We start from the raw sequence: 18,498 nt of genomic DNA on the forward strand, positions 1-18,498 counted from the left end.
TGAAGTCAACCATACGCAAGCGCTGATCACCATTCGGAAAGGAGGCGACCTTCATGAATCAGGCAACCTCGGAACAAGCATCGGTTCGTCAGCCTGCCCCCGGCGCCAAAGGCCGTGAACGTTCGGGACGAAAACGATTCAATCGCGAAGGCTATTTGGAGCTGTACCTTATTCTGCTTCCTTCGCTGGCTCTGCTCGTGCTGTTCAAATACATCCCGATGGGCGGGCTGATCGTCGCCTTTCAAGACTACAATATTTTTCAAGGCATCGGTCACAGTCCGTTCGTCGGGTTGAAGCACTTTCACGCCTTATTCTCCAGCGACGAGTTCTACCGGGTCCTGCGCAACACGCTGGTCATCAACATCTACAAACTGGCGTTTTGGGTCCCGCTGCCCGCATTCTTCGCGATTCTGCTGAACGAAGTGCGCAAGCTGATGTTTCGCAAAGTTCTGCAGACGACTTTGTATTTGCCCCACTTCCTGTCCTGGGTTATCGTCGGCGGTGTATTCGTCAACCTGCTGCAGACGCACGGCGGCTTGGTCAACGACCTGATCGCATCGCTTGGCGGCAAACGAGTCTCGTTCCTGCTCGAGCCGGCGTACTTCCGCCATATCATCGTCGCATCCTCGATGTGGAAGGAAGTCGGCTGGGGGACGATCGTCTATCTCGCGGCCATCGCGGGCATCAACCCGCAGCTGTACGAAGCGGCCGCAGCGGACGGCGCATCCAAGCTGCGGCAAATCCGGCATATCACGATTCCGGGAATCGGCGGCACGATCGTGCTCATGACGATGATGTCGCTCGGCAATCTGCTCGGCAACTCGTTCGAACAGATTCTCATCATGTACAATCCCGCCGTCTACAATGTCGGCGACGTGCTGGAGACGTACGTGTTCCGCAACGGCATCGGCCAGATGCAATATTCGTACACGACCGCCGTCGGCATCTTCAGCGGCGTGGTCGGGTTCATCCTGGTCGTGACTGCCAACAAGCTGTGCCGGAAATTTTTTAACCAGGGCATGTGGTGAGGAGGGGAGCCCCATTGATCCATCGTCTGACAAAGGGCGACCGCGTCTTCGTCGCCGTCTGCTACACTGTTCTGATCGTGACGGGTTTGCTCGTGGCTCTTCCGGTTCTCAACCTGATCTCGGTCTCGCTGAGCGGAGGAAACCTCGTATACGCAGGCGCCATCAAGCTGTGGCCGGAGCAGCTTCAATTCGATGCCTATCGGTATGTCATTCAATCCAAAACGTTCTTCAGCGCGTTTCGAGTCTCTGTCATCATGACGCTGCTCGGCAGCGTGCTGGGACTTCTTCTAGCCGTAATGGCCGCTTACCCGCTGTCCAAACCCGGTTTGCCGGCCCGCAAATGGATCGTGCTGGCGTTCGTCTTCACCATGATGTTCAGCGGGGGCATCGTGCCGCAATACTTGCTGATCAACAAGCTGCATTTGCTGAACACGATATGGGCGGTAATCTTTCCTTCCGTCACGAGCGTGTTCAATCTGCTGATCGTCAAAAACTTCTTCGAGGCGCTGCCCGGCGAGATCGAGGAAGCGGCCAAGATCGACGGAGCTTCCCAGCTCAAGATTCTGTTCACGATCATGCTCCCGCTGTCCAAGCCGGTGCTGGCGACCATCTTCTTGTTCTTCGCGGTCGGCTTCTGGAACGATTATTTCAACGCCAGAATGTACATTACCGATCAGCACTTGATGCCGCTTCAGGTGTACCTGCGCACGGTCATCTTCGAGGCGCAGGATCCGACGGGGAACTTCAAGCTCGACCAGAACTCGCTTCGCAACGTCGCGCCGCAGAGCATTATCAACGCAACGGTATTTCTGTCGATGCTGCCGATGGCGGTGCTGTATCCGTTCCTGCAGAAGCATTTCCTGCGCGGGATGGTTATCGGATCGGTCAAAGGATAATCGGGGGAGGGGAAGCTTATGAAATCGAGCGAACGGGTCCGCGACGGCCCGGCGGCAATGGAACATGGATAGCCGCAACCTAAACAATTATGCTTCATCTTACTCAGGGGGGATCATCCATGCGAATGGGAAAAAAAGGGATTGTCGGCTCGCTGGTGCTGGCCGCTTCGTTGACGCTGGCCGGCTGCGGAGGCCAATCTACGGACAACGCCGCCTCGACGGCGACGCCGTCCGCGCCAAGTACGGCATCCGGGGTCTCATCGGCTCCCGCGTCGGGAAGCAAGCTAAACACTCAATTGAAGTTTCTGTCCTACCAGGATAACTTCGACCCGGAGACGGACTATGAACGCCAAGCCATCAAGGACATGCTCGGCGTCGACATCGTGCCTACGATGGGCAACGACGACGACAAGGTCAACCTGATCTTGAGCTCCGGTCAAGACTACGACATGATCTCGATGAACAACCGGAACCTGCTGGCCATGTATGCCAAGAACAAGGCGATTCAACCGTTGACGACGCTGATCGATCAATACGGGCCGAATTTGAAAAATGCGTTTACGCAAGAGGAATGGGACATGGTCTCCGTCGACGGCGAAATCTATGCGTTGCCGACGTTCAACTACGAGGCGGTAACCGACGGGCTCATTATCCGCAAGGATTGGCTCGATAAATTGGGGCTGCCGATGCCGACGACGCCTGACGAATTGTATCAGACATTGAAAGCGTTTAAGGAGCAAGATCCGGGCGGCGTCGGCAAGGACAACGTCATTCCGTTTGCCTACCATGCCGGCGAAGACGGCAACCTGCTGGAGATCAGCGGGCTGGCGGAAGCCTTCGGCCTCGGCCGCGGTCCGACCGACTTCATCGAACAGGGCGGCAAGATCGTCTCCGGTCTGGACACGCCCGGTGCCAAGGAGTATATCGCGTACCTGAACAAGCTGAACAAAGAAGACCTGCTCGACCCGGACGCTGCCGCTTCCAAGCATGACAAAGTCATGGAGAAAGTCGGAGCCGGATACGTCGGGGCGGCCACGATGTCCTGCTGGGATTCAGGAGCCGTCAGAGCGCTCAAGGAGAGCGATCCGAACGCCGAGCTGGCCTTCCTGCCGCCGATGAAGGACCCGAACGGCAACCAGAAAATATCCGGCACCGGCGGGCTTTACAGCTTCGTTATCGTGCCGCAAGCGTCGAAGAAAGCAGCCGATGTCGTTCAATACGCGAACGCATTCCTGGACCCGGCCAACTATACGAAGCTCATTCTCGGAGACGAGAACGTGACGTACAAGGTGGAGGACGGCAAATACTATCCGATCTTCCCCGCGTTCGACAAGCTGAACAAAGGCCGCTGGTTCTACCCGGTCAATGAATCGAAAATGTATACGCCTCTGTTCGGCGCCCGGGCCCGCAAGGAACCGGAGATGGCCGCGCTGTGGGACGATATCAACGCCAAAGCGGATTCTTATGTATACACTCCGGTCGTCAATCAGGCGCCGGTCGTTCAGGCCGAGCAGGATTTCGGCCAGCAGCTGCGCACCTTCAGCCATGAGCAGCTGATCAAGATGATGCTGGACGACAGCTCCCTCGCGAAGTTCGACGACTTCGTCAAGCAGTGGAAGGAGAAAGGCGGCCAGGCACTCGCGGACCAATACAACGAATGGTACCAGACGACCAAGTAGGGAAGCCGCTTCGAACGACCGGTCGGAAGCTTCATTAGCCATAAGCGGTGCGGTTGCTTCTTTGCCGAAGCAGCCGCATTTTCGCTGCATGCCCCTTAAGCGAAAACGGTTAGATCAGCATCGGAAACGGAAAGGATGGTTGTTTGGAAATGAAATGTGTATTGTCTTCGGATCGCCTGCCGGTCCTTTACGAGGCGGATGCCGCGGTAATCGGCGGCTCCTTCGCCGGAATCGCCTGCGCGCTGCGGCTGGCCGAATGCGGGCTGCGCGTCGTCGTCGTCGAGCCTCGAACGTATCTGGGGCGCGAGCTGACGGCCACGCTTCGGCCCTGGCTTGAACTTTCGGAGGAAGAAGAGAAGGCCTCGCTGCCTGATCCGATCCGTCACGTGCTGGCGCTTAGCGAGGCGATGCGCCCTTCGGACGAAGTGCGGCCGCTTCATGCCGACCGGTTGAAGCGGAGCCTGGAAGATCTGCTGGCCGGCCGTTCGATCGAACTGCTGTACGCTTCGCTGCCAACCGCCGTGCTGGAACGGCAAGGACGGACGGTTGGCCTGGAGATCGCGAACAAATCCGGCAGGCAGGCCATCGAATGCCGGTTCGTCGTCGATGCGACGGAGACCGCACTGGCCGCCGCCTTATGCGGCGAGGATATGTCCAGGTATCGGCCAGGGGAGCGGGCGCTGTATAGAAGAACGCTTGAATTTACGAATGTGGACGCTGCCGGGCAATCGCTAGGCGAACTGCCTGTTCCGACGGAGCTCGGCCTGGCCGGCGATCGGATTCGCCTTCTGCCGGGCAGCGCCGGGGGCGGCCATGTCTGGGCGGAATTCGAGCTCGAGCTGCCCAGCGCGAACACGCTCGAGGCGAACCGCGATCGGGAATCGCAAGCCAGGCACGCCGGCATGCGTCTGGCCGTCTGGCTGATCCGGCAGGCGCCGGCTTTCCGCAAAGCGGATCTGGCTGCCTCGTCGCACGAGCTGCTGGGACCGTATCCGCTGCCGGCAACGAGGGGCGAGATGCCTTTTACGATCGCGGATTGCGAGGTCGGCCGCCCCGATGTCGTCAGCCTGGCGAAGTCGATATTCGCGTTCGGCAGCGAGATGCTGCACGACCCGGTGCAGGCGAGCGTTCTCGGACGACAGGCGGCGGATGCGATGCTGGAGCGGGTAACGGGTGCTACGGATCATTCGGCCGACGAGCCGGCAGCTGCGGCAATCGGTATCGGGATCGATGCGTCTGACCGGAACGAATATGAGCTGTGCGTGCCGGGGACGGACTTCTTCCAGCGCGTGGAGCGGACGATCCCGGTGGAAGCGCGGGCGATCCCGGTATGGAAGCGGACCGAGGTGCTGGTCGTCGGGGGCGGGTCCAGCGGCGCGAGCGCCGCGATTACGGCAGCCGGAGAAGGCTCTGCGACGACGCTGATCGACTTGAATCCCGGGCTGGGAGGCACCGGGACGTACGGCGGAGTCGACAGCTATTGGTTTGGACGGAAAACGGGCTATGCGGCGAAAATAGCGGAGCTGGTGCGGTTGGTGCAGTCTGAGCTCCGCTACAAAGGCCACAAGTGGAACCTCGAAGCCAAGATGCACGCGCTACTCTGCGAAGCGGAGAAGACGGGAGCCGACCTGCTGCTGAATGCCGTTACCTGCGGGGCGGCAATGCTCGGCAGGCGGGTGTGCGGCGCGGTCGTGGCAACCCGATGGGGACTGTCGACGGTGCTCGCTTCGGTTGTCATCGACGCATCCGGAGATGGCGACGTCGCCGCCTTTGCCGGTGCCGAATTCGTCTACGGCTCGGAGCGGGACCACGCGGTCATGTGGTATTCTTTGGCTCAATTCAAGGAACCGGGCAAGAGCACGAACAATTTTACCGGCATGGTGGACGTGTCGAACGTCTTGGACTATACGCGGGCGATACTGGCCGGACGCCGGCGCGGTGAAGATTTGCATGACCACGGTATCTACGTCGCAACCCGGGAAAGCCGACACATCATGGGGGAAGTCGTCATGCGCCTGACCGACCAGCTGCTGCACCGCCGATGGCATGACGTCATCAACGTTCATTTCAGCAACCATGACGTCAAAGGAGTCAGCGGCGCGGAATGGGTCAACGTCGGCTTGATCCCGCCCAATCTGGACATCGAGATCCCTTATCGCATGCTTCTCCCGAAAGGGTTGGAAGGGCTGCTTGTCGCGGGCAAGGCGATCTCGGCGACCCATGACGCGCTGCCCGCGATCCGCATGCAGGCCGATCTGGAGAACCTGGGCGCCGCGGCGGCGCTGGCGGCTTCGATGGCCGTCCGCGCGAATGAAGGGCTGCGGAACCTAACGCTGTCCAAGTTGCAAGCCCGACTCGCCGCCGAAGGGTTGATTCCGGAGCGAGTCCTGGAGCGCCGGCTGGAGCCGGTACGTTTTTCGGAGGCGGAACTGGAACGCCTCGTCGATTCGATCGAGACGGAGCCGCTGTACGAATATGCCAACATGCGGATGAACGAGACCTATGAAAAACCGATTCCATTCGTCGAGATCTGTTCTGTCGGCCCTCGTATCGTTCCGGTTCTCGAGCGTGCGATGGGACGGGCGGAAGGCAACCGCCGAATCCGTATCGCCCAGGCGCTGTGCATGCTGCAATCCCGTTCGGGCGTGCCCGTGCTGCTGGACGCGATTCAGCGAGAGCTGCAGGGCCCCCGGCTTCCGGAGCGCACGGCGGACATCCTGTATGTCCAGCTTCCGCCGGACCACGGCGCGATGCCGGATGCGGCTTATCTGCTCTATTCGCTTGCCCCGGCGGCCGATCCGCGCAGCGTGAAGGCATGGGAACAGGTGGCCGAACGGATCGATCTGGACGAAGTCAGCTTCAAGGATTCCCGCAAAGGCCTGTTCTATTATGTAGACGCAGTGTGCCGGGGGGCCGAGCGGCTCGGCAGCCGCGCCGCCCTCCCGGCCCTGGAGCGGCTGCATCGGATTCCGCTGCTGAACGGACAGCAATGCTCGGACCGGGCTCAGGCGGATTATTTCCTCGAACGCCGGGCTATGCTGGAGCTGGCGATCGGACGGGCGCTGGCCCGATGCGGAAGCGAGGAAGGCTATGCCGTTCTGATCGCTTATCTGTCGGACAACCGGTCGATGCTGGCCCGCGGCGCGCTGCTGGAGCTGCGCCGGTTAAGCGGTCGCATGGAAGACGCGGATCCGGAGCGGTGGCGCCGGTGGGCCTCCGCGGAGAAGCCGGAGCGTCAGCCCAGGCCGCTGGATATACGGCTCGATTTCGAGTTCGACAGCGAGTCGATGCTGCGGCGGGAACGGGTTGAATGAATTTTCAAGCGGATATCGGACTGAAAGGGGATGATTTCGTTGCATTTGATCGGATTGGATATCGGTACGACTTCGGTGTGCGGGGCGCTGCTGGAAGCACGGACGCGCCGAATGATCCGGTCGGTTACCTTGGACAATACGGCCGCTTTGCGTTCTTCCCGGAGCTGGGAGTTTGCGCAGGACGCAGAGTCCATCTGGCGAACGGCGGAGTCGGTTTTGTCCGAGCTTCGCAGCGACCGTGCGGAAGTCCTCGGCATCGGCATTACCGGCCAAATGCACGGCATCCTGTACGTCGATAAGGAAGGGAACGCGGTGTCGCCCCTCTACACATGGCAGGATAAGCGGGGCGACATGCCTTATTCCAAGGAAGCGACATACGCCGAACAGCTCGCACGGTTGACCTGTTATCCGATGGCGACGGGCTTCGGGATGGCGACCCATTTCTACAACCAGCAGAACGGCCTGGTTCCGCCAGGCGCCTCGGCCCTCTGTACGATTGCCGATTATGTGGCGATGCGGCTCGCAAATCGAACGAGACCGTTGATTGACCCGACGAATGCGTCGGGCTTGGGGCTGTATGATCCCCGGCTGCTGGAATTCGACCGGGCCGCCCTGACGCACGCCGAGATCGACGCCGGTCTGCTGCCGGAACAAGTTCCGTCGGGAACGGTCATCGGCAGGATAAAGGATGGAATACCGGTCGCCACCGCGCTCGGCGACAATCAGGCCAGCTTTCTCGGAGCGGTTCCGGATGTTCGGTCCTCGGTTCTGCTTAATATCGGCACGGGATCGCAAATTTCCGTCTATTCGGATGCGTATTGTGCGGACGAATGCCGGACGGCTGGGGGAATCGACATTCGTCCCTTCCCGGGCGGCGGATATCTGCTCGTCGGCGCTTCCTTAAGCGGAGGCAAATCGTATGCGCTGCTGGAGCGGTTCTTTCGTGAAGTGATAACGTCGTTTACGGGTTCCGACGAGTCAAGCCTGTACGAGACGATGAACCGAATGGCGGAGGCGGAGACGGCGGACGAATTTGAATTAAAGGTAAATACGCGGTTCTTCGGCACCCGGGCCGATCCGCTGGCGCGAGGGACGATCGACGGCGTCTGTCCGGACAATTGGACCCCGGGTCACTTGATCCGCGGGTTTCTGGAGGGGATGGCAGGCGAACTGGCCGGCTATTACGACTTATTGCCGCCTTCCGTCAGGGAACGGGCGAAAGCGCTGGTTGTCTCCGGTAATGGGGTGCGTCGAAACGGAGCGCTGCGGCGTATATTGGAGCGCCTATTCGGCCTGCCGCTCCTCCTGCCCGACGGTGGGGAGGAAGCGTCGCGGGGAGCGGCGATCTGCGCCGGCGTCGGTTGCGGGCTGTATGCCTCTTTCTAAACAACAAGTATTGCCAAAACATCTCTCGCTTAATTCCTTCCGGGCCGCAAATACTACAGGAAACGAATTGCGGGAGGTTATGGATTTGAACAGAATGGTGCAGTCGCTCGCTTGCGTCGGACTTTCGGCTATGCTGCTCGCCGGTTGCGGCGGCATGAACAATGCAGGCAATGTAACCACCAAAAGCATCAATAAGGCAGGCCATTTAACAGCCAAAAGCATGAATCAAGCAGGCAACATTCGGCAACACGTGTTGTCCCGTCCCGGAGGCAATCAAGCCGTCGGCCATACACAGACTGCATCCCCGGGCACACGGTCCCATATTTTGCAGCTTGGGAACTGGATGAGAATCGAAGGGACAAGCGGGGAAACGGGCCTTGGCGCCCGCTCCATGGCCGGCAACGCCGGGAGAAGCGCCAGGAAGGGAAGGGGCATCCCCAATTATCAGGAACAGAGCGCGGATCAGGCGATTCATCTGACGGTAAGGGATCCCAAAGCCATTCAAGCCATCGACCGAATCAATAAAGCTCTCTCGTCCGGGGCGGTACGCGCGAAATCGGGTTCGTTGGTCAAGGATTTAAGCTACGTGCTGCAGCATGCATCGCTGACTTCGGAAACAGGTTCTTCCGGAATGTCCACGCACGGCAGATAAGGGGAACGTCGCAGGCCGGGCCGCCCGTCGATTGACGGCTGCCCGGCCTTTCTGTGTCCCATGGTCAGAAATTGCAGAAAATTCGACCAGATATAGAGATGATTGTACCAGCGGTCTCTGTGGTCTCCATTTATAATGGAGAGACAAAACCTCGCTTGGGGGAGAGGGGCCGTTCATGTACAAATTGATCATCGTCGACGATGAATTTTCGACCCGCAACGGGCTTGCCTTGTGCATCAACTGGCTGGAATACGGCATTGAAGTCGTCGGCGAAGCCGAGAACGGGACGAAGGGACTGGCGCTGGCTCAAAGCTGCCGGCCCGACATCGTGCTGACGGACGTCAAAATGCCCGGCATGGACGGCATCGAGATGGTCAGACGGCTGAGGGCGGACATGCCCGATACCAAGATCGTCTTTATTAGCGGTTACGACGATATTGCGTATCTGAAGTCGGCGATGAAGATGGACGCGGTGGATTACATCCTGAAGCCGGTCAACCTGGACGAATTGACAGCCGTCGTCGAGAAAATCATGGATATGTCCAAGCGCGAAGAGAATCGCAAGGACCTGCTGCAGCGAATGAGCGCCAAGCTGCACCAGAGCATTCCGCTGCTGAGAGAGAAGTTCTTTATCCAATTGATCCGGGACGGCAGCCCGGACCGAACCCAGATCGAGAAGCGGATCGGCTTCCTGGAGCTGCGCCTGCCCTTCGACGCTGCCTACTGCGCGCTCATCATCCGGATCGACAATGCGATCGCCGTGTTCGAAGCGATGTCGGAGCAGAGCACGCAGCTGATCTCGTTCGCGATCCAGAACATTTGCCAGGAGCTGGTCGATCGGCACGCGTCGGGCTACGCGTTCGAGAATCGCCGCGGCGAATACGTGCTCATCATCGCTTTGCCGGAGATGTTGGGAGAAGATATTCTCCTTCCGTTCGTCGAGGAATTGACGACCAGCCTGAACGGATTCCTGAAGCGGCTGGTGGAGCTCCACCTGACGATCGGCATCGGCGGCACCGCCGCGCACTTGGGCCAATTGGCCGAAAGCTATCATACGGCTGAGGAGGCGATCGAGCGCAAGCTGTTCCTCGGCCGGAACCAGGCCGTCATGTTCGACGCAATGGCGGCCCGCAAGGACGTCGACTACCGGCGCATCAACGAGATGCTGGCGGCCATCGCATCCGTGCTCAAGACGGAGGACGCGAACCAGATCGAGCAGCTGCTGGACGCGATGTTCCGGGAACTGAGCCTCAGCCGCGGGATCGGCTATAAGGATTGCCAGCGGATCTGCTTGCAGGTGCTGCTCGTCGCCTCGCAATTTCTGTCCGAATTCGGCCTTCGCACCGACCTCCAGAACGGCGAAGAATCCGAAGTGTGGGAGCAGCTGCTGAAGCTGGAGACGCTGGACGAGATGAGCCGGCATCTGAAGCATTATTTGTTCTCGATCTGCCGCCAGGTAGAGACGAAGTCGTTCAAGAAGGCCCACGACGTGATCGGGGAGATCGTCCGGATAATCGGCGAACGTTATGCGGAGAACCTGACGATCTCGGATATCGCGCAGCAGGTTTATTTGGCCAAAACGTATATTTGCCTGCTCTTCAAGCAGGAGACGGGGGAGACCATCAACGAATATATCACGAGAGTCCGGATGGAGAAGGCGAGGGAGCTGCTGAAGGAGACGGACAAGAAGCTGGCCGACGTCAGTCAGGCCATCGGCTACTCGGAACCGAGCTACTTCACGAAGCAATTCCGCAAATACGCCGGCATGAAGCCAAGCGAATACAGAGACATTCATCGGAGGTAAAGGACATGAGGGAACGTTGGCGGGGCAAAAGCTGGGCGACGCTCGGCGACAGTATTACCGCGGCAAACGGCTATCAGCCGCCGGTTACGGAAGCGCTCGCATTCGAGCGAGTCGGCAATTATGGCCGGAGCGGCTGTCCGATGACGGCGGGCAGCGACAGGGACGAGGGCGCGACGGTTTATATGGCCGAGCGACTCGAGGAAGCTTACGACTGCGTGACCGTCTTCGCAGGAACGAACGATTACCGGCTCGGCATGCCTTTAGGGGACCTTTGCCCGGCCGGCCAGGCGTCTTTTGATATTCGCGCTTTTTGCGGCGCCTATCAGACGGTTATCGAAGGTTTGCTGGCGCGCCATCCGCTGTGCCGTCTGAACCTGTGGACGCCACTGCAGCGGGATAAGGACGGCTTCGACGGCGAGCGGCGCAACGATCAAGGCGCCTTGCTGGCGGATTACGCGGAGGCCGTTGTCGCGATCGGGAAGATGTATGCTTTGCCCGTGCTGGATTTGCACGCGCGAAGCGGCTTCAATAAGCTGACGCTCGACGCGTTGACGACCGACCGGCTGCATCCGAACGAGGCGGGCCACCGGCGGATTGCCGATCTGGCTATTCCCTTCCTGGCGGCACTCTGATATCGGAGGAGAGGCGGTGCAGCGGCGATGGGCGTAGTTCGCCAATTCCGTCTGTTGTGGGCGACGTACAGAAGGACGATTCTCCTCTATTTGCTTATCGTGCTGCTGCCGGCCGGCATGCTGCTGTATTACTACTTTCAGCGGTCCGAGAACATTCTCGAGCGGCAAGTGACCGTGTCGATCTTGAACTCGATCCGGCAGGTGAAGATCAACTTGGACTACCGCTTGTCCAAGGTCGACGAAATTTCAGACGCGCTGATCTTGAATACGGATCTGTACGACCAGCTGGCCAGCGATCCGCTCGCGGGCTCGCATTACAGCCAGGTGCAGGAAGAAGCCAAACTGGGCAATCTGGTTCGAAGCCTGCAGGGGAACGACATTCAAAAGATCAAGCTGTACGTCAATCCCGACAAAATGTACGCTCGCGAGCACGTCAACTTTTTCAGCCTGGACGAAGCCAAGGAGGAGCCATGGTACGAGCAGGTGATGAAGAGCAACGGCGCCGTGTCCTGGATTCCCACCCGGACGGTCTCCTTCCTCGGTTCCCCGGGCTCGGTTCGAGTCGTCTCCTCCGCCCGCATCATCCGGGATCCGCACCAGTTTGCCCGAATCATCGGCATTCTGGAGCTTGACGTGCCGGAGGCCAACCTGTCGGCTATCCTCGCGCCGGCCGAGTATCAGGGGACGAGCCGCTCGATGTATGTCGTCGATAGCGAAGGCCTCATTATGTCCCATACGCAGGAGGATCAGATCGGCAATCGGCTACTGGAGCCGGATCTGTTCGATGATGTGCGGGACCAGGCTTCGGGCATTCGGCGCGTGACGATCGGCAATGAAGCCTATTATTTGATCTTCGACACGTTGGATGAGAACGGATGGAAGGTCGTCTCGCTGCTGCCCGTTCGCCTGATCAACCGGACGAATGCGGACTTCAACGTCGGCTTCTCCGTTGTTCTGATTCTGTCTCTGGTGCTGTTGGTCATCCTGGGCGCGTTCCTCGTATTTGCAAACGTCAATCGCAGCATGATCGCGAGACTGCGGCACATCACCGAACAGCTGAAGGAGCGAGGCGCGGTGGTGATCGAGGAAGGACTGCCCCAGCGGCGGGGCGTCGTCATTCGGCTCGAGAAAAGCGTGACGCACATGCTAAGCACGCTGCAGCAGCTGCTGGAGGACAACTATCGGACGAAGGAGAAGGAGAAAGAAGCGCGGCTGAAGGTGCTGCAGGCGCAAATCAACCCGCACTTCCTCTATAATGCGCTTGACACGATCAACTGGATGGCGCTGACCAAAGGGGCGAAGGACATCAGCCGGATGCTGCACATGCTCGCGCAGTATTTCCGCCTCAGCCTGAGCAAGGGCAAGGATATCGTCACGCTGGAGGAGGAGATGAACCTTGCGAAGGCGTATCTCGAGATCCAGATGCAGAGGTTCCATAGCTTCGAGTACGAGCTGACCTATCCCGAATCGCTGGCCGGACGCCCGTTGCCGAAGCTGACCGTGCAGCCGATCATCGAGAACGCGATTCTGCACGGCATCCAGAACAAGGAAGGACATCAAGGCCGCATTCGGCTGGAAGTGTTCGAGCAGGACGGCGGCTTCGTCATCCGCGTCGCCGACGACGGCACGGGCATGAGCGAGGACAAGGTGCGCGAGCTTCTCGCGAGCTTCTCGTCGCCGACGACCTCGACGTCCAGCTACGGATTGTACAACGTCTGGGAACGGCTGCGTCTGTATACCGGAGGCGCCGGCCGCCTGGACGTCGCGTCCATACCGGGCGAAGGAACGACGGTCAGCCTGACGTTCCCGGAGGGGGCTCCGTCCGGCGAGACATCCGAATCCCTATAAGATCAGGCGATTGAACCGCTCTCTCCGAGCATCCGCTCGGGGAGGGCGGTTTGTTGTTTTATGCCGTGGGCCAGACGCCCTTACCTGAAGATTCGACCAGCGAAGCTGAATGCTGTACCTCACGCGCCGCCATCCGGTCCCGCTAAGATAAGAACCATAACCTACACCGAAGGGAGGAGGAAGGGCATGAAAGGCCGAGCGGATTGGCTTTCCCAGATTCGCCGCAATTATGATTTGTATCTGCTGTTGATACCGGGACTCGTTTTTTTGCTGATATTCAAATATACGCCGATTTACGGCCTGGTCATCGCCTTCCAGAATTTCAACATCTTCAAGGGCATCGGAGGAAGCGAATGGGTCGGTCTGCAGCAATTCGAGCGCCTGTTTCATTCCGCGGATTTCGGCCGCATTATGACGAACACGCTTCTTATCAGCTTGTACAAGATCGTCTTCCTGTTCCCGATCCCGATCATTATCGCCGTGCTGTTGAACGAAGTCGGCAGAATGGGGTTCAAGCGGTCGATTCAGACGATTATTTATTTGCCGCATTTCCTGTCCTGGGTCGTGATCGCGGGGCTGTTCGTCAACATTCTGTCGCCGTCCACGGGGATCGTTAACGGCATCATCGGCTGGTTCGGCGGAGAGCCGGTGAACTTCTTCATGGACAACCATTACTTCCGCAGCGTTCTCGTCGCCACGGCGGGTTGGAAGGAATCGGGCTGGAGCGCCATCATCTTCATCGCCGCCATTGCCGGCCTCGACCCCGAGCTGTACGAAGCGGCCAGGCTTGACGGCGCCAGCCGCGTGCGCCAGATGTTCCACATCACGCTGCCCGGAATCTCGACGACGATCGTTCTCATGCTCATCCTGCGCATCGGCGGCGTGCTGGAAGCGGGAACCGAGCAGATTCTGCTGCTGTATAACCCGACGGTATACCATACGGGGGACGTCATCGGCACTTACATTTACCGAATGGGGCTGACTTCCATGGAATACAGCTTCTCCACCGCGGTCGGACTGTTCGAGTCGGTGATCGGCTTCTTCCTGGTCATCGGCGGCAATCAGCTGTCCAAGCGGATCACGGGCAAGAGCATCTGGTGACGAGAGGAGAGAGACGATGACCCCATCACGCAGCCGGCCCTTTTCCGAAGTCGTCTATGTATCGATAGTCTACGCTGTCTTGACCGGCGCAGGCATTCTCTGCCTCTTCCCGTTCCTGAATGTGCTGGCCAAATCGCTCAGCGCCAACTGGGCGATCGTCTCCGGGAAGGTCGGGCTCTGGCCGATCGACCTCAACTTGAAGAACATCGGGTTCGTCATCGGCGACGACATGTTCCAGCGAGGATTCCTGATTTCGGTCTCGCTCACCGTCGTCGGCACGCTGGCTTCGGTCGTCATGACGGCTGTCTCCGCCTATCCGTTGTCGAAGAAGCATTTGCCGGGGATCAAGTTCGTGCTGCTGCTATACATCTTCACGATGCTGTTTAACGGCGGACTCGTTCCGAATTACCTGTTGATCAAAAACCTGGGGTTGATGAACAACCTCCTGTCGCTTGTGCTGCCGGCGCTGATCAGCGTCTTCAATCTGCTGCTGATGAAAAATTATTACGAAAGTCTGCCGGAGAGCCTGGAGGAATCGGCCAAGCTGGACGGCGCCAGCAACCTTCGCATCGTGCTGCGCTTGATTATTCCGCTTTCGGCGCCCGTGTTCGCCACGATCAGCTTATTCTATGCCGTCTCCTTCTGGAGCGACTGGTTTCATCCGATGCTGTATCTGAACGATCCGGCATTGAAGCCTCTGCAGCTGTATATGCGGGATGTCGTGCTGCAAGCGTCGGACGAGAATCTGCTGAACCAGGACAACGACCTGCTGTTGAACGCCTCGCCCGAAGGCATTCGCAACGCGACGATCATCGTGTCGACGATCCCGATTCTGCTCGTATATCCGTTCCTGCAAAAGTACTTCATCAAGGGGATTCTGATCGGCTCCGTCAAAGGATAACAAGCCTGCGGCATCGGCAACGGAATTATCCCTTGACGAGCCGGCCTCATTCCCGGAACCGCAAGGGTTAATTTATAATTACGGTATGGAGGGGTTCACATGTCGAAGAAAAAACGGTTTGCCGCAGCTGTCACGCTGCCGCTGGCCATCTCCGTCATCCTGGCCGGATGCGGAAGCGGAGGCAACAACGATGGCGGGAACGCCACGGCGACGGGAAGCGCGCCGACGGCCTCCGGCGCGGCCGCAAGCCCAAGCGCCGAGGCGAAGGACAAACCGACGCTGAAGCTGCTGCGCAATTACATGGCCGACGATTACAACACGTATCCGGTGAATCAATTCCTGGAGGAAGCGACCGGCTACAAGCTGCAGAACGATATGCTGCCCCAGGAGAATCCGGGCGACAAGCTGAATCTGATCATGGCTTCCGGCTCGGATTACGATCTGGTGGACGCCATGAACAAGCAGGACTTCTTCAACTTCGCCCAGAACGGCGCGCTGACGGATTTGACCCCGCTCATCGACCAATACGGTCCGAACATCAAGCAAGCGATCTCGCCGGAGAGCTTCTCAGGCGTAACGGTCGACGGGAAAATCTACGGCATTCCGACCTTGAACGTCTCTTACGTCCGGACGGGACTGCTGATCCGCACCGACTGGCTGGAGAAGGTCGGCAAGAAGATGCCGACGACGCTGGACGAACTCGTCGATGTTTTGAAAGCGTTTAAGGACCAAGACCCGGGCGGAAACGGCAAGAACAACATTCCGATGACGATCGATGCCGTCGCGCTGCTGGACAACTTGACGGGCGCTTACGGAATTTTCGGATCGTGGACCGAGATGGACGGCAAACTGGTGAACGTCGTCAATCATCCCGGGCTCAAGGATTACGTCACTTTCATCCGGGATCTGTACGATCAAGGATTGTTGGACAAGGAATTCGCCACCAACAAATCGGCGACTGCGGCCGAGAAGTTCACCAGCGGCCGGGCGGGCATCTATTTGGCCGGATGGTCGTCGATCCCGGGCTATGACGAAGCTCTGCAGAAGAACGTGCCGGGAGCAACGTACCAATACATTCCTCCGTTGAAAGGACCTGGCGGGCTAAGCGGATTTACCGAGATCGGGGGCTTCAATAAGATTACGTTCGTTCCCAAGTCGGCCAAACACCCGGAGGATGCGATCAAGCTGGTCAACGCCATGCTGGATCCGGACACGTTCAAAGACCTGTTCATCGGCAAAGAGGGCGAGACGTATACGGTGGAGAACGGCAATTACATGCCGATCGCTCCCGCATTTTTCGACGATCGCGGCCAGTCCAACAACTTCGTCATCGGGATGGACGAAGCCAACTTCGTCCAGTACTGGCAGGCCCGCCTGCAGAAGAGCAAGCCGATGTTCGACAATTACAAGATCATCAATTCGGTTCCCCAGGATCAGATTCATATGGACCCGCTCGCCTTCGCGCCGTACCTGCCGAAGTATTCGGCGAACAGCGTCAAGCTGGATACGCTTGTCAACGATCGTCTGATCCAGATGATCGTGGACGGGGTGTCCGACAAGGCGATCGGCGATCTCCAGAAAGCTTGGAACGACGCAGGCGGCCAGGATGTAGAGAAGGAAGTGAACGACTGGTACGCAAGCCAACAACATTAAGGAAAGAGATTCGGGGCTTCGCCTTGACGGCGAGGCCTCGAATTTCAAGAGAGAGGAGACCCATAAAGAGATGATCTACGATCTGGTGATTTACGGCGGCACGGCGGCAGGAATGGCCGCTGCCGTTCAAGCCCGCCGAATGGGCATGAACCCGGTTGTCCTGGAGCCGTCCCGCAGGCTGGGGGGGTTAAGCAGCGGCGGGCTGGGCGACACCGATTTCGGCGACAAGTCGGCGATCGGCGGGCTGTCGCTGGAATTCTACAAGCGAGTCGGCCGGAAGTACGGCTCGGACGAAGCGGTCTGGATGTTCGAGCCGAAGACGGCGCTGTCCGTCTTCGAGGATTGGGCGGAGGAATACGGCATCGAGGTCCGGTACGGCGAAAGGCTCGATCCGGCCGATCCCGTCGCGAAGCGCGGCAATCGGATCGAGTCGATCCGGTCGGAATCGGGGCATACGTACGCCGGCAGAATGTTCATGGATGCCGGGTACGAAGGGGATCTGATGAAAGCGGCGGGAGTCTCGTATGCATTGGGCAGGGAGCCGAACAGCCGGTACGGGGAGACGTACAACGGCATTCAGACGGCGGCCGCCGTCAAAAACCAGCTGCCCCGGGGCATCGATCCTTACGTCGTGCCGGGCGATCGGGCGAGCGGACTTTTGCCCGGCGTCAATCCCGACTCCGGGGGACGGGACGGCGAAGGAGACGACAAAATCCAGGCGTACTGCTACCGGATGTGCTTGACGGACGCGCCGGATAACCGCTTTCCCGTGGAGCAGCCGGCGGGCTACGACGAACGGGACTACGAGCTGTTGTTCCGTGCCGCCGAACAGGGAGAGAACGTATTCTTTAAGCTGCGGATGGTGCCGAACCGGAAGACCGATTCCAATAACGACAAGGGATTCTCGACGGACTTTATCGGCTGCAATTATGCCTATCCGGAAGCCTCTTATGCGGAGAGAGAGGCGCTCGCGGCCGCCCATGAGCGCCATCAGCGCGGCTTGATCTGGACTCTGCAGCATCATCCCCGCGTTCCGGCCGCTATCCGCGAATTTTACAAGCCGTGGGGGCTTCCTCTTGACGAGTTCACGGAGAACGGCCACTGGACGCCGCAGCTGTACATCCGGGAAGCCAGACGGATGGTAAGCGGTCTGGTGATGAACGAAAATCATATTTTCCTGCGTTCACCCATCGACGACCCCGTCGGCCTCGGCTCCTACACGATGGATTCCCACAACGTGCAGCGGCATGTCAGTCCGGAAGGCGACGTCCGGAACGAGGGAGACGTGCAGATCAAGCTGAATTCTCCTTATCCCATCAGCTACCGTTCGCTCGTGCCGGAGGAAGAACAGTGCGCCAACTTGCTAGTCCCCGTCTGCCTGTCTGCCTCGCATATCGCGTACGGCTCCATCCGGATGGAGCCCGTGTTCATGGCGCTGGGCCAGTCGGCGGCGACCGCGGCCGCGCTTGCGCTGGAGGCAGACATCGCCGTTCAGGCGGTGCCGTATGGCAAGCTGCGCGAGCGGTTGCTGCGGGACGATCAGGTCATTTAGGCGGTTACGGCACGTCTTCATATGCGTTCAATGAGGCTTCGATTTGGGGAGC

13 protein-coding genes are annotated in these 18,498 nt (G+C 59.1%); all 13 read left to right on the forward strand.

The annotated features are described in order from the left end of the window. Positions 1-53 precede the first annotated feature (53 nt). The 13 genes from H7C18_RS28065 (at position 54) to H7C18_RS28125 (ending at position 18,446) form a co-directional block, all read left to right on the forward strand. The gene (locus H7C18_RS28065) at positions 54-1,028 is read left to right on the forward strand and encodes an ABC transporter permease (protein ID WP_185132435.1); all 975 of its coding nucleotides are present in this window, start codon (positions 54-56) and stop codon (positions 1,026-1,028) included. A gap of 14 nt (positions 1,029-1,042) precedes the next feature. Then, on the forward strand, positions 1,043-1,924 hold the full coding sequence (locus H7C18_RS28070) for a carbohydrate ABC transporter permease (RefSeq protein WP_185132436.1): 882 nt from the start codon (positions 1,043-1,045) through the stop codon (positions 1,922-1,924). A 119-nt stretch (positions 1,925-2,043) separates the two neighbouring features. Further along, positions 2,044-3,603: an extracellular solute-binding protein gene (locus tag H7C18_RS28075; RefSeq protein WP_185132437.1), complete on the forward strand. Its 1,560-nt coding sequence runs from the start codon at positions 2,044-2,046 to the stop codon at positions 3,601-3,603. Between the two features lie 149 nt (positions 3,604-3,752). Further along, positions 3,753-6,917, forward strand: a complete 3,165-nt coding sequence (locus H7C18_RS28080) for an FAD-dependent oxidoreductase (protein ID WP_185132438.1) — start codon at positions 3,753-3,755, stop codon at positions 6,915-6,917. Positions 6,918-6,956: 39 nt separating this feature from the next. Further along, positions 6,957-8,303 carry a sedoheptulokinase gene (locus H7C18_RS28085; RefSeq protein WP_185132439.1) on the forward strand — a complete coding sequence of 449 codons (1,347 nt, stop codon included), beginning with the start codon at positions 6,957-6,959 and terminating at the stop codon, positions 8,301-8,303. A gap of 85 nt (positions 8,304-8,388) precedes the next feature. Beyond that, complete coding sequence (locus H7C18_RS28090) at positions 8,389-8,955, forward strand: hypothetical protein (protein ID WP_185132440.1); 567 nt, start codon at positions 8,389-8,391, stop codon at positions 8,953-8,955. Positions 8,956-9,130: 175 nt separating this feature from the next. Beyond that, positions 9,131-10,759 carry a response regulator gene (locus tag H7C18_RS28095; protein ID WP_185132441.1) on the forward strand — a complete coding sequence of 543 codons (1,629 nt, stop codon included), beginning with the start codon at positions 9,131-9,133 and terminating at the stop codon, positions 10,757-10,759. Between the two features lie 5 nt (positions 10,760-10,764). Continuing rightward, positions 10,765-11,391, forward strand: coding sequence for an SGNH/GDSL hydrolase family protein (locus H7C18_RS28100; protein ID WP_185132442.1), 627 nt, complete (start codon positions 10,765-10,767; stop codon positions 11,389-11,391). Between the two features lie 27 nt (positions 11,392-11,418). Then, positions 11,419-13,239, forward strand: coding sequence for a cache domain-containing sensor histidine kinase (locus H7C18_RS28105; RefSeq protein WP_185132443.1), 1,821 nt, complete (start codon positions 11,419-11,421; stop codon positions 13,237-13,239). A 186-nt stretch (positions 13,240-13,425) separates the two neighbouring features. Beyond that, entirely contained in the window at positions 13,426-14,340 is a 915-nt protein-coding gene (locus tag H7C18_RS28110) for an ABC transporter permease (protein WP_185132444.1), read from the forward strand. Positions 14,341-14,356: 16 nt separating this feature from the next. After that, positions 14,357-15,241, forward strand: coding sequence for a carbohydrate ABC transporter permease (locus tag H7C18_RS28115; RefSeq protein ID WP_185132445.1), 885 nt, complete (start codon positions 14,357-14,359; stop codon positions 15,239-15,241). Between the two features lie 99 nt (positions 15,242-15,340). Continuing rightward, entirely contained in the window at positions 15,341-16,894 is a 1,554-nt protein-coding gene (locus H7C18_RS28120; protein ID WP_185132446.1) for an extracellular solute-binding protein, read from the forward strand. A gap of 70 nt (positions 16,895-16,964) precedes the next feature. Then, positions 16,965-18,446 carry an FAD-dependent oxidoreductase gene (locus tag H7C18_RS28125; protein ID WP_185132447.1) on the forward strand — a complete coding sequence of 494 codons (1,482 nt, stop codon included), beginning with the start codon at positions 16,965-16,967 and terminating at the stop codon, positions 18,444-18,446. The last annotated feature ends 52 nt before the right edge of the window (positions 18,447-18,498 follow it).

Origin of the sequence: Cohnella zeiphila, from assembly GCF_014212055.1 — a bacterium.
Lineage (GTDB): Bacteria > Bacillota > Bacilli > Paenibacillales > Paenibacillaceae > Cohnella > Cohnella zeiphila.

Coding starts and splice junctions, on each gene's coding strand:
- H7C18_RS28115 (WP_185132445.1), top strand. CDS start 14,357: ATGACCCCATCACGCAGCCGGCCCTTTTCCGAAGTCGTCTATGTATCG.
- H7C18_RS28125 (WP_185132447.1), top strand. CDS start 16,965: ATGATCTACGATCTGGTGATTTACGGCGGCACGGCGGCAGGAATGGCC.
- H7C18_RS28105 (WP_185132443.1), top strand. CDS start 11,419: ATGGGCGTAGTTCGCCAATTCCGTCTGTTGTGGGCGACGTACAGAAGG.
- H7C18_RS28065 (WP_185132435.1), top strand. CDS start 54: ATGAATCAGGCAACCTCGGAACAAGCATCGGTTCGTCAGCCTGCCCCC.
- H7C18_RS28120 (WP_185132446.1), top strand. CDS start 15,341: ATGTCGAAGAAAAAACGGTTTGCCGCAGCTGTCACGCTGCCGCTGGCC.
- H7C18_RS28080 (WP_185132438.1), top strand. CDS start 3,753: ATGAAATGTGTATTGTCTTCGGATCGCCTGCCGGTCCTTTACGAGGCG.
- H7C18_RS28075 (WP_185132437.1), top strand. CDS start 2,044: ATGCGAATGGGAAAAAAAGGGATTGTCGGCTCGCTGGTGCTGGCCGCT.
- H7C18_RS28110 (WP_185132444.1), top strand. CDS start 13,426: ATGAAAGGCCGAGCGGATTGGCTTTCCCAGATTCGCCGCAATTATGAT.
- H7C18_RS28100 (WP_185132442.1), top strand. CDS start 10,765: ATGAGGGAACGTTGGCGGGGCAAAAGCTGGGCGACGCTCGGCGACAGT.
- H7C18_RS28095 (WP_185132441.1), top strand. CDS start 9,131: ATGTACAAATTGATCATCGTCGACGATGAATTTTCGACCCGCAACGGG.